This window comes from bacterium (assembly GCA_026708055.1).
Classification (GTDB): Bacteria; Actinomycetota; Acidimicrobiia; order Acidimicrobiales; family CATQHL01; genus VXNF01.
The window spans coordinates 21,979-34,344 of record JAPOVS010000040.1; the positions used below are offsets into that span (position 1 = coordinate 21,979).

The following is a 12,366-nucleotide window of genomic DNA, read 5'->3' on the forward strand; positions in this document are numbered from 1 at the left end:
GGCGCGGGGCTGGCCGTGACGGTGAAGGAGGCGTTCTGGCCTTCGGTCACGCCCGGGCCGGCGGTCACGCCGACCTCGGGGTCCGGAGGCGGCGGAGGCGGAGGCGGCGGAGGCGGTGGAGGAGGCGGCGGTGGAGGCGGCGGGTCGTCGTCGTCGGAGACCGCGACTGTGGCCGCGCCGCGGGATGAGGACACGGTGTAGCCGCTGCCCGCGTTGAGGGTGACGGTGACCGAGCCGTGGGCCTCGTCGGTGTTGTCGCCGGTCGTGGCGACTGTGTGGGTCTTGGTGCCGCTGGTGGGGACCGTGACGGTCTTGGTGCCCGTGGCGGCGCCGTAGTCGCCCTGCTGGGTGACCGTCATCGTCACCGACAGGGGTGCCGCCGGCGCGGGGCTGGCCGTGACGGTGAAGGAGGCGTTCTGGCCTTCGGTCACGCCCGAGCCGGCGGTCACGCTGACCTCCGGCTCGGGGGGCGGCGGAGGCAGTGGAGGAGGCGGCGGCGCGTCGCGGCAGGCTTGGAGGCGGTCCAACTCGGCGTACACCCTCTGCCACAGCGCGTTGGGGCCGGCCCCCTGCCAGTTCGACTCCTGGCGGTCCGGGCGGGCCTTGAGTTGCGCCACCGTATAGGTGTCGGTGCCCTTCATGGTGTTGTACGAGCGGGTGAACGTGTCCAACAGGTCGGGGCGCGCGCCATTCCACGGGTCCCGGGTCTTGGCCTCGAGCTGGGCCAGCAGGGCGGCGTCTGCAGTGACGCAGACCCGCGGCGGCGGGTCGTCGTCGTCGGAGACGGCCACCGTGCCCGCGCCCCGGGTGCCCGACACGGTGTAGCCCTGTCCGGCGTTGAGGGTGACGGTGACCGAGCCGTCGGCCTCGTCGGTGTCATCGCCGGCCGTGGCGACGCTGTAGGTCTTAGTGCCGCTGGTGGGGACCGTGACGGTCTTGGTGCCCGTGGCGGCACCGTAGTCGCCCTGCTGGGTGACCGTCACGCTCACCGAGAGGGGCGAGGTGGGCGGGGGGTCGGCAGTAATCGTGAAGGAGGCCGAGCCGCCCTCTGTCACCCCGCCGCCGGCGGTGACGCTGACCTCCGGCACCGCCGGGGGCGGCGGTGGGGCGTCGTCGTCGGCCACGGCCACCGTCGCCGCCCCGTCGGTGCCCGACACGGTGTAGCCCTGACCGCTGTTGAGGGTGACGGTGACCGAGCCGTCGGCCTCGTCGGTGTCATCGCCGGCCGTGGCGACAGTGAACCGCGCCGAACCGGCAGTGGGCAGGGTCACCGTCCGCGAACCCGTGGACACGCCGAAATCGCCGCTCTGAGTCACCGCCAGTGACACACGCAGGGGAGTCGACGGCACCGGGCTGGCCGTGACGGTGAATTCGGCGCTTGCACCCTCGGTGACGCCAGCCCCGGCGGTGACGCTGACCTCCGGCACCGCCGGCGGCGGGTCGTCGTCGTCGGCCACCGCCACCGTCGCCGCGCCCTCGGTGGCCGACACGGTGTAGCCGCTGCCCACCTTCAGGGTCGCCGTGACTGAGCCGTCGGCCTCGTCGACGTCGTCGTTGACCGTGGCGACAGTGAACCGCGCCGAACCGGTGGTGGGCACGGTCACCGACTGAGCGCCGGTGGCGCCCGCGGCGGCGTAGTCGCCCTGCTGCGTGAGGGTCAGCGAGACGCTCAGCGGCGCCGACGGCGCGGGCGCCGCGGTGACGGTGAAGGTCGCCGCTGTGCCCTCGGTGACGCCGGTGCCGCCGCTGACGCTGACCTCAGGAGTCTGCGGCGCACCGGCTTGGCGCGGGATGCCTGTCACCTCCAGAGTGAACGGGCCCCTCGCTCCCGAGCGGAAGGTGGTGGCTTCGATCGTGTAGTCGCCCGCCGCCAGCGTGACCTCCAGCAACGCCGACCAAGGATGCACGCCGGACCGCCTCCGACCGTCGTCGTTGCGCGCCACCACCGCAGCCGAACGCTCCCCGACGCCCCTCCTCAAGTTGAGGTAGGTGTCGGGATCGCCGGCCTGCTCTCCCCGCAGATCGATCGTTACCCGGCTCTGCTGGACGAGGCTGAAGTTGTAGTACTCGGCGCTCTTGTTTGAGTAGCTCGTGGGCGTCAGGCACGCCGCAGTCCACTCGCCCCGAACGACCCCGGGGCCGGTGAGATCGTGTACGCACGGGTCTGAGGTGCCTGCTAACGCGGGAAGGTCATCGTCGGCCACGGCCACGGTGGCCGCGCCCTCGGTGCCCGAGACCGTGTAACCCTTCCCGCTGTCGAGGGTGACTGTCACCGACCCGTCCGCCTCGTCGGCGGAGTCGTCCAACGTCGCCACCGCGAGCTGCACCGAACCGCTCGTGGGGATCGTCACCGTCCGCGAACCCGCCGCCACCCCGAAATCGCCGGTCTGAGCCACGGTCAGCGACACACTCAACGCAGCCGACGGCGGCGGATCCGCCGTGACGGTGAAGGAGGCGTCAGCGCCCTCGGTCACCCCGCCACCGGCGGTGACGCTGACCTCCGGCAACGGATCGTCATCGTCGGCCACCGCGACTGTGGCCGCGCCCTCGGTGCCCGACACCGTGTAACCCTTCCCGCTGTTGAGCGTGACGGTCACCGAGCCGTCCGCCTCGTCGGCGGAATCGTCCACCGTCGCCACAGCCAACTGCACCGAACCGCTCGTGGGGATCGTCACGGTCCGCGAACCCGTCGCCACCCCGAAATCGCCCTGCTGGGTCACGGTCAGCGACACGCTCAACGGCGCCGACGGCGGCGGATCCGCCGCGAACGTGAACGTCGCCTTCCCGCCCTCGGTGACGCCTGTGGAGTCGGTCGTCCCCCCGCCCCCGGTGCTCCCCGAACCGGCGGTGACAGCGACCTCCGGATCTGTTTTGGCCGGGGGCAGACCGGCCACGGTCAAGGTGAACGAACCGACCCGATCGCTGCTGTAGGTGGTCGCCTCGATCGTGTAGTCGCCCGCGGGGAGCGTCCTGTGGAGCCGCGAGTTCGTGCCCTCCCCGCCGTCATCGTCCGCGAACAGGGCGCTGCCTTTCCGGTCTCCCCCGCGCCTCAGGTAGAGGTAGGGGTCGACCACGGACTTGAGATCGATTGTGACTTCGCTCTGCTTGTCCAAGCTGAAGTTGTAGTAGCGGGCGAAACTCCTCCTGGCCTGCGACCGGCAGACAGCTATCCACCTGCCCTCGGTGGATCCGTCGCCCGTAAGGTCTGCGGCACAGTCGATGGCAGGCAAACCGGCGAGGGGCAGCTGAGCGAAGCCGTGACCCCAACTGCTGTCAGCACCCGCGGTGCCGCGCTCGGCCGCGTTGGTCTTCAGATAGTCAGCCAGCTTTTGGGGGGTGAAGGAGGGGTTGCGCTGCAGGACCAAGGCGGCGAGACCTGCCACGTGCGGCGCCGCCTGAGAGGTGCCGCAGAACCTGGTTCTGCGTGTCGTGAGCCCACAAGCCACACCCACGATGTCCGGTTTGATCCGCCCGTCAGGCGTGGGACCGCGGCTGCTGTAGGACTCAAGGGTGTTGACGTTCGCATAGTGCGCGGCGCCGACGGCCAGGACGCCCGCGCTGGCGCTGTCCGCCGGGGACGTGACGGAGTGGCTGAGGGTGAAGTGCTCGAGGCGGGAAAGGGAATTCGAGAAGACCGAGAACTGCACCCAGGACGGAGCGGCGCTGCCATCCTTCTTCTTCACGAAGGCGGCGTATGTCCCCGGGTTGAGGATAAGCCTAGAGATTCGCTCGGTCGGATAATCCGTCGATCTGCCGCTCTGAGTGTCGGCGCTGGTGGCGACGACCTGCCCCGTCGTGCTTCCGGGAGGGTAGTACAGGAACTCCAGGTCGAGGTCCTTCGTGGCGCCGCCCCAAGTGTCATCCCAACGCATAAAGATCGTCAACCCCGAAAGTGTTGCGAACCTGAAGGACTGGCCTTCGTCGGGGGTCATCCCCTGATAGCGCTGCCACTCGTGGTAGCCGTCGTCGTCGGAGTCGGCGAACGAGCCGTACCAGGTGCGCTGCGCCCCGTTGCCGGCCGAGTTGACCCAGAGAATCCCATTGTCCGCGGCCCATTTGACCGTGTTGAGCGCACTGGGTCTGATCGGCGATGTGCCGTCGGGGGCACCGTGGTACGTCCAGCTGACCGAGTGGACGATGACCTTCACGCCCTGGTCCTTCATCCACTCGGCAGCGCTCTGCAGGTCGCCGAAACTGGCGGGATTCGAGACGTACAGCGAAGCATCAGGGGCGACGTCCATCAGGGTCTCGGCGACGATGGTGCCATGGTCGGCGCCGGGGAAAGAATCGCAATTGGCCAGATCGCTCGTGGGTCTGCCGAGCGAGCGGTAACAGCGGCCGGTCACGGTCCTCGGCAGTTCGATCCCCAGCCGCGCGCGCAACCCGACGAACCCGTCCTTGTGGTTGTGCCGCGACGCAAAGTCGATGACGCCGACCTTGACACCCCTGCCCGTGAACCCGGCCTCCTGCCAGATGTCGGCCAGGTGAAGAGCCACGCCCTGACTGGTGACCGCACCCCGGAGCGGCTCCAGCGGCGGGATCTCGCGCACCCGCATCACCCCGGCCTGCCGGGCGAGTTGCCCCAGCAACGCCGGCGGCAGGTTCACCTCGAGGTAGTCGGATGACACATTGACCGCGCTCACGCCGGCTCGGGCAAGGAATGCCACGACCCCGTCACGATTGCCGTCGAGCTGGACCATGAGCGGGATCGGCTCGCTCAATGTCGAATCGGGGCCCAAGGCGAGCGTCGGGGGCGCAGGGGTCGCCGTCGCGTTCGGGTCGGACGGGTCAGGGGCGGGCGCGCGGGCGGCCACCGAATCGTGGGCGACGGCCAACGTGCTGAGCTGCGAACCGAGATTGGGGTACACCTGCCCCGGATCGAGCGCGGGCACGGGGCCCGGCGACTCCGAGAGCAGATCGTCGGGGAGCAGAGGCTCTTCGGGGTCCGAGTCGGTCGGAGGAGCAGCGTCCTCGATCCGGGTCTCCGCGGCGACGCCGGGGATCGACGCCGCCAACAGCGCCACGGCCAAGCCCAGAACCACCCCCGCTCGGCGGGCCTGACGACAGAATGCTCCCCGGCCGGACATCCCTTGGATATTACTCTCCGACGGCGGACTCCCGGTCACCGGTCGCGGCGGCGGAGGTCCTCGCGGGTGTCGATGTCGGTGGGGTCGCCGGGGCAGGTGACCTCGCGGACCATCTCGGGGCGGCGGCGCATGAGTTGGCGGGCGCCCTCGTCGCCGTCGAGCGGGAGCAGCGGCCACACCGCGGCGTCGAGCTTCACCGGCGGGCGTCGGCGGGCGCCGTAGACGGCGGTGACGATGGATCCCGGGGCCTCGGCCACCCGCCGCCAGGCCTCGGCACCGACGAGGGGCTGATCGGCCACGCCCACCACGACCGCCGCGTGCCCGTCCATCTCGGCGGTGCGGACGCCGGCCTGCAGCGACCAGGACTGGCCGCGCTGCCAGTCATGGTTCATCACGATGGTCACCTCGGGGGGGAGCAGGTCGCTGAGGTCCTCGGCGCCGAGCACCACGTAGACGGCCGCCAGAGGGGCTTCGAGGGCGGCATCGACAGCCCACCGGAGGAGGGGCCGGCCACCGAACTCGGCGCGCAGTTTGTGAGTGGGGCCGGCGAACCGCGATCCCTCGCCGGCGGCCAGCAGGACGCCCGCAGTCCCGCGGCGGGTATCAGCCGTAAGGCCGCTTCCGGCGGGGTTGTCGGCGGCAGGCCCGGCAGGTCGAGAAGCCCGCGGCACCGGGTTCAGTCCAGCGAGGCGAGAGACCGTTGACCGCGCCGCGGCCGGTCCCGGCGAGCGTTCCGGCAGCACTTCTCAGCGATGGATGGGGCCGGCGCTGTCCCGCAGCGACGGGGCCGCCCGTCCAGCGCGGACCGCGATGATCTCCGCCACGACCGAGACCGCCGTCTCCTCGGGAGTGCGCCCGCCGATGTCGAGGCCGATCGGGGCCATGAGCCTCGCCAGCCCGTCCTCATCCACTCCCACCTCGCGGAGCCGCTCGATCCGCTTGGCGTGGGTGCGGCGGCTGCCCATCACCCCGATGTAGCCCACGTCGGTCTGCAGGGCGCGCACCACCGCCGGCACGTCGAACTTGGTGTCGTGGGTGAGGATGCAGACGGCGTCGACGGGCCGCAGCCTGCCGCCGTAGGCGTCGAAGACGCTGTCGGGCCACTCGACCCTGATCTCGTCGGCCATCGGGAAGCGCTTGGGCGTGGCGAAGACCTTGCGGGCGTCGCACACCACGACCTTGTAGCCCAGCACCTTCGCCACCCTCGCCAGGGCGGCGGTGAAGTCCACGGCGCCGAAGATCAGCATCCTGGGCTGGGGGGCGAAGGACTCCACGAACAGCGTGAGGTCCTCCATCCGCTGCTCCCCGCCGGCGCCGTAGTGGCGGACGCAGGTCTGGCCCAGTTCGAGTTCGCCGAGCACGTCACGGGTCGCAACGTCGTCGAGTTCGGGGCTGCCGAGGGTCCCGAGCGCCTCCATACCGGGACGCACGAGCAGGCGGGCGCCCTTGCCGACCCCCTCGATGATCGTGGCCAGCGCGACCGGCTCGTCGGCCCGCAACGCCTCGGCGAGGGCCTCATAGAGGGGCGCCGGATCGGCAGCCATACGGTGCCTACCAGTCCAGCGGCTCGACGAAGAGGTGGATCGTGCCGCCGCAGGTGAGACCCACGGCGAACGCCTCGTCGTCGCTGTAGCCGAAGCTCACCATGCGCCGCTCACCCGCCTCGAGCACCTCCAGCGCCTCGGCCACCACCGCGCCCTCCACGCAACCGCCCGACACCGAGCCCGACACCTCGCCCGCCTCGTTCACCGCCATGGCGGCGCCCGGGTCCCGCGGGCCTGACCCGTCGAGATCGGTCACGCGGGCCACCGCCACACGCTGACCGGCCGCTCGCCAGCGGTCGATATCGTCCAGCAACTCCTGCATCAGAACCTCCCGGAGGGCTGCGCTCGGCTGTGCTCACCGAAGCGTAGGCCGATAGCGGGACTCCGACCCCCCTTTTCGAGGCAGCTCTTTGGAGGCAGCTCTCAGGCCGCGACCCTGTTGGCCAGTTCTTCCAGCGATGCCAGCGAGTGGCCCTCCACGAACTCGTCCACGAATGGCAGCGCTGCCGCCATCCCCTGGGCGAGGGGCGCATAGCCGGGCGTGGACTTGAGAGGGTTGACCCAGATGATCTTGTGTGCCACCCGGCCGAGGCGGCCCATGCTCTCGGCCATGACCGCCGGCTCCCCCCGATCCCAACCGTCGGAGAGGATCACGACGACAGCGCCCCGGGCCATTCCCCGCACCCCCCACAGGTCGCAGAAGACGCCGATCGAGCGGCCCAGGCGGGTACCGCCGGACCAGTCCTCGACCGCGCCGGCGGCACGGTCGAAGGCTGCGTCGGGGTCGCGGGTCGAGAGCTCGCGGGTGAGGCGGGTGAGCCGGGTTCCCAGAGCGAAGGCCTCCACCCGGCGGCGAGCCACCACCGCGGCGTGCACGAAGCGCAGCAGCGCCCGGGCGTAGGACTCCATCGATCCGCTCACGTCGAGCAGCAGCACCAGGCGGCGGGGCTGCTCGCCGGGTTGGCGGAACGACCGGGTGATCGGCTCGCCGCCGGCCTGCAGCGCCCGGCGCACCGTGCGGCGCAGGTCGGGCCGTCCCCGCGGCACCCGCACGGCCTGCAACCGCCGTGACCGGCGCATCACGCCGCCGAGCCGCAACTGGCTCATCAGTTGAGCCAGTTCGGCCAGCTCGTCGGCGGAGCAGTCGGCGAAGTCCTTCTCCCGCAGCAACTCGTAGGGGCTGTAGCGCACCGCGATGGTGTCCGAGTCGTCCTCGCCATCGCCGTCGGGACCGTCCCCCTCGAGGTCGTCGAAGGCGAGGGTGACCTCCGCCACCGGCGGCGGCGGGAGCAGGCTCTGCGGGTCGATCCCCTCCCAGAAGCGGGTGAACACCACGTCGTAGGTGTCGAAGTCCTCGGGCCGGTGCACCAGCGTGGCGCGACCGCACCAGTACACCTTGGCGCGGGTGTCCACCCCGACTGCGCCCAGCGCCGCCAGGAAGGTGATCATCGAACCCACCGGCACTTCCAGCTCCGCCTCGCGCAGCGCGGCGCCGAAGCGGGCCGCCAGAGCGCAGATGTTCTCAGCTCGCGCCGCGGCGACGAGAGCCGGGCCGTCGGTCACAGTCGGAGGTTCACCGCACTCGGCGGGTGAGGTGGCAACTCGCAGGGGCCACGCCGCTAGCGGCTCGTGGCCTCGGCGATGATCCTGTCGAGGCCGAACTCCTGGACCCGCCCCTGATCCTCCCGGTACTTGAGCACGGCTCCCAGGGTCACCTCGGCGCTGGTGGCGTCCAGGCCGTCCACACCGAGACGCACCAGCGCCATCGACCAGTCGATGCTCTCGGCCACGCCGGGCGGCTTGTAGAGGCCGATGTCGCGGAACCGGGCGACAGCGGCCGCGACCTGGCGCGCCAGCGCCGGCGCGACACCGTTGGTGCGCAGCGAGATGATCGCCACCTCGCGTTCGAAGTCGGGGTGCTCCACCCAGTGGTAAAGGCAGCGGCGCTTAAGGGCGTCGTGGACGTCGCGGGTGCGGTTGGAGGTCACCACCACGATCGGCGGCGCGGCGGCGCGGAAGGTCCCCAACTCGGGCACCGTGATCGACCAGTCCGAAAGGACCTCCAGCAGGAAGGCCTCGAACTCGTCGTCGGATCGGTCCACCTCGTCGATCAGCAGCACCGGCGGCACCGGGTCGTCGTGGGAGATGGCGTCCAGCAGCGGCCGCTTCACCAGGAAGCGTTCGGAGTACAGGGAGTCCTCCAGCGCGGCCGCATCGGCACCGGACGCCCCACCGGTGGCTTCGGCCGTGCGCAGGTGCAGCAACTGGCGCGAGTAGTCCCACTCGTACACGGCCTGGGACACGTCGATGCCCTCGTAGCACTGCAGGCGGATGAGGCGGCTGCCCAGCCAACCCGCCAGCGTCTTGGCCACCTCGGTCTTGCCGACTCCGGCCTCGCCCTCCAGCAGCAGCGGCCGCTGCAGCGAGAGCGCCAGGAAGATCGCCGTGGCGAGCCCCTCCGACGGCAGGTAGTCGTTGGCGCGGAGGCCGTCGGCGACCTCGGTCACCGACCCGGGGCCCACTCCCACGGGGCGCTACAACCCGGCGGCTTCGAGTGCCCGTCGCGTCAGGACCCGGGCCAGGTGCCGGCGGTACTCGACGCTGGCGTTGAGATCCTCGGTGGGTTCGCAGCCCTCGGCGGCCAACTCCGCCGCCTCGGCGCCCGAAGCCCCGCCCGCCAGAGCGCTCTCGACGGCGGCGGCCCGCACAGGCGTCGAGTCCATGTTCACCAGTCCCACGCCCACCTCGCCGCCGGCGCGCACGACCGCTGACACCCCCACGATCGCCCAGTCCTGAGCACGGCGGTTGAACTTCTCGAAACCCCAGCGGGCGCCGTCGGCAGCGGGAATGCGCACCTCGGTCAGCATCTCGTCGTCGGCCAGCGCCGTCTCCAGGAAGCCGCTGAAGAAGTCGTCGACGGAGATCTCCCTGCTGCCCTGCGAGCCGGTGGCCACCAAGGTGGCGCCGAGCGCGATGAGTGCCGAGGGAATGTCCGAGGCCGGATCGCCGTGGGCGACCGCCCCGCCGAGGGTCCCCCGGTGGCGCACCTGCGGGTCGCCGACGTGCGAGGTGACCTCGCCCAGCAGGCCCGCACGGGCCGCAACCAGGTCGCTGGTCTCGACGGCGCGGTGGCGCGTCAGCGCCCCGATCGCCACGTGGTCGCCCCCGTCGCGGATGTACGACAGGTCGTCGAGACGCCCGATGTCCACGAGGACGGCCGGGCGTGCCAGGCGGAACCGCATGAGGGGGATCAGCGAGTGTCCCCCTGCCAGGAGTTTCGCCTCGTCACCGTGGGTGGCGAGGGTGGCGACGGCCTCCTCCGCGGAGCCGGCGCGGACGTAGTCGAAAGCTGCAGGGATCACTGCTCACCTCCTGCCGCACAGTGCAGAACCGCCTTGACGATGTTGTGGTAGCCGGTGCAGCGGCAGAGATTCCCCTCCAGGCCGAGCCGCACCTCCCGCTCGCTGGGGTTCGGGTTCTCGTCCAGGAACGAGACCGCCGCCATCACCATGCCCGGCGTGCAGTAGCCGCACTGCAGGGCGTGGCACTGACGGAAGGACTCCTGCATGGGGTGGAGCGTGTCACCGTCGGCGAGACCCTCGATGGTCAGGAGATCCTCACCGTCGGCCTGCACCGCGAACATCGTGCAGGACTTGACCGACTCGCCGTTGACGTGGATGGTGCAGGCACCGCAGGACGACGTGTCACAGCCGATGTTGGTGCCCGTGAGGCCGACCACGTCGCGGATGTAGTGCACCAGGAGCGTCCGGGGCTCCACGTCGTGCGAGTGGGTCGTCCCGTTGATCGTGACCGATATCTCCACCTATGCCTCCCTGTGGCCGGAACCGACCTGGCGAACGATCGACTCGCCGCTCACCGGGCGAACACAGTAGCGCACGCTACCGGGCACTCCCAGTGCGCGCATCGGTGCACGCCGGCGGCGGCAGCCGACGCGGTGCCCGCTCAGCCCGAGCCGACGACGGCCGCCGGCAGGTTGATGGCGTACGCCTCCTCACCGGGATAGATCAGACCGAGGTCTCGCCGGGCGATGCGCTCGATCTCGGCGTCGGTGTGCAACAGTTCGATGTCGGCCCGCAGCGCCGCGTTGGACGACTGCACCTCGGCCAGCCGGGCCTCCAGTTGGATGATCCGGTCGCGCTGGTCGAGCCAGTTCCGCGCCGGGTTCACACCCCAGGTCCAGGTGACGGCGAGCACCACGGCGCTGAGTGACACGATGACCAGCGCCCGCTGCAGGCGTCGAGCAGCCGGCGAGGTCATGGCGCAACTCCGCCGGGCCCCGATCCGCCGGGCCCCGATCCGCCGCTGCCGGACCCGTACACGGCGGACTCGGCAAGCTCCTCCTCGATGCGCAGCAGGCGGTTGTACTTGGCGGTGCGATCGCTGCGGGCGGGCGCGCCGGCCTTGATGCGCCCCGTCCCGGCGCCCACCGCCAAGTCGGCGATGGTGGTGTCCTCGGTCTCGCCGGAGCGATGCGACACGACCGCTCCGTATCCCGCCGCCTGCGCAGCCTCGATGGCGTCCAGGGTCTCGCTGAGCGTGCCCACCTGGTTCACCTTGATGAGAATGGAGTTGGCGACACCGGAGGAGACGCCCCTCTGCAGCAGGTCCACCCGGGTGACGAACAGGTCGTCGCCCACCAGCGCCAGACGGTCACCCAACGCCTCGGTGAGCATCCCCCAGCCCTCCCAATCATCCTCCGCCATGCCGTCCTCGATGGAGCAGACCGGGAAGCTGCCCGCCAGATATGCCAGGTAGTCGACCATCTGGGCACGGTCCAGGCTCCGCCCCTCGCCCGCCAGGCGGTACTCCCCGGCCTCGGCGAACTCCGTGGCCGCCACGTCCAGTGCCAGCGCGACGTCGTCGCCCGGACGCAGCCCGGCCTCTTCGACCGCGCCCAGCAGCAACTCCAGCGCCGTCTCGTTACTGGGGACGTCGGGAGCGAAACCTCCCTCGTCACCGACCGCCGTGGACAGCCCCGCCGCCGACAGCCGCCCGCGCAGGGTCTGATAGATCTCCGTCCCCCACTGCAGTCCCTCGCTGAACGACCCCGCCCCGAGCGGCACGACCATGAACTCCTGCAGGTCGAGGTTGTTGTCGGCGTGCGCGCCGCCGTTGAGAAGGTTCATGAGCGGCACCGGAAGCGTGGTGGCGCCGTCGCCGCCGATCCGCCGGTACAGCGGGACGTCGCGGCCGGCGGCGTCGGCCGCCGCAGTCGCCAGCGAGACGCCGAGGATGGCGTTGGCACCGAGTCGGGACTTGCCGGGCGTCCCGTCCAGTTCGATCAGCGTTCGGTCCAGGGTCCGCTGGTCGGCCGAGTCGAGCCCGCGCACGGCCGCGGCGATCTCCCCGTTGACCGCGGCCACCGCCTGACGTACGCCCTTGCCGCCGTAGCGCGAGTCGCCGTCCCTGCGTTCGAGGGCTTCGAGGCTGCCGGTGGAGGCGCCGGAGGGGACAGCGGCACGCCCGCGGGCCCCGCACGCCAGCGCGACGTCCGCCTCGACGGTGGGGTTACCGCGCGAGTCAAGGATCTCCCGTCCCGTGACGTGGACTATTGCGCTCATACGGTGCGCCTCGTGTGCACGATCTGTTCCCGAGGGGCTGTTCCCGAGGGGTTGTTCCTGTTGGAAAAGGGGAACAAGTGGCAGAAGTTACACGCGATGTGAGGCGTTGAAAAGGGGGGAGACGGGATTTGTCCACAGATTCCGCCCCGGGGT

At 70.9% G+C, this 12,366-nt stretch carries 10 protein-coding genes; all 10 read right to left on the reverse strand.

The window, feature by feature from the left end:
* Nucleotides 1-5,042: S8 family serine peptidase (locus OXG55_08125; protein ID MCY4103209.1), on the reverse strand; the 5,042-nt coding region annotated here is incomplete at its 3' end.
* A gap of 80 nt (nt 5,043-5,122) precedes the next feature.
* Nucleotides 5,123-5,758 (reverse strand): nucleotidyltransferase family protein, encoded by a 636-nt coding sequence (locus OXG55_08130; GenBank protein MCY4103210.1) that lies wholly within the window; start codon nt 5,756-5,758, stop codon nt 5,123-5,125.
* Nucleotides 5,759-5,833: 75 nt separating this feature from the next.
* Nucleotides 5,834-6,631: an XdhC/CoxI family protein gene (locus OXG55_08135; protein ID MCY4103211.1), complete on the reverse strand. Its 798-nt coding sequence runs from the start codon at nt 6,629-6,631 to the stop codon at nt 5,834-5,836.
* A 7-nt stretch (nt 6,632-6,638) separates the two neighbouring features.
* Nucleotides 6,639-6,953: an XdhC family protein gene (locus OXG55_08140; GenBank protein ID MCY4103212.1), complete on the reverse strand. Its 315-nt coding sequence runs from the start codon at nt 6,951-6,953 to the stop codon at nt 6,639-6,641.
* A 101-nt stretch (nt 6,954-7,054) separates the two neighbouring features.
* A complete protein-coding gene (locus tag OXG55_08145) occupies nt 7,055-8,194 on the reverse strand; it encodes a VWA domain-containing protein (protein ID MCY4103213.1) in 1,140 nt (379 codons plus the stop codon).
* 56 nt (nt 8,195-8,250) lie between these two features.
* The gene (locus tag OXG55_08150) at nt 8,251-9,159 is read right to left on the reverse strand and encodes a MoxR family ATPase (protein MCY4103214.1); all 909 of its coding nucleotides are present in this window, start codon (nt 9,157-9,159) and stop codon (nt 8,251-8,253) included.
* 6 nt (nt 9,160-9,165) lie between these two features.
* The gene (locus tag OXG55_08155; protein MCY4103215.1) at nt 9,166-9,993 is read right to left on the reverse strand and encodes a xanthine dehydrogenase family protein subunit M; all 828 of its coding nucleotides are present in this window, start codon (nt 9,991-9,993) and stop codon (nt 9,166-9,168) included.
* On the reverse strand, nt 9,990-10,454 hold the full coding sequence (locus OXG55_08160) for a (2Fe-2S)-binding protein (protein MCY4103216.1): 465 nt from the start codon (nt 10,452-10,454) through the stop codon (nt 9,990-9,992). The genes OXG55_08155 and OXG55_08160 overlap by 4 nt, the downstream gene beginning before the upstream one ends.
* Nucleotides 10,455-10,594: 140 nt before the next feature.
* Nucleotides 10,595-10,909, reverse strand: a complete 315-nt coding sequence (locus tag OXG55_08165; protein MCY4103217.1) for a septum formation initiator family protein — start codon at nt 10,907-10,909, stop codon at nt 10,595-10,597.
* Entirely contained in the window at nt 10,906-12,213 is a 1,308-nt protein-coding gene (gene eno / locus OXG55_08170) for a phosphopyruvate hydratase (protein MCY4103218.1), read from the reverse strand. The genes OXG55_08165 and eno overlap by 4 nt, the downstream gene beginning before the upstream one ends.
* Nucleotides 12,214-12,366: the final 153 nt, after the last annotated feature.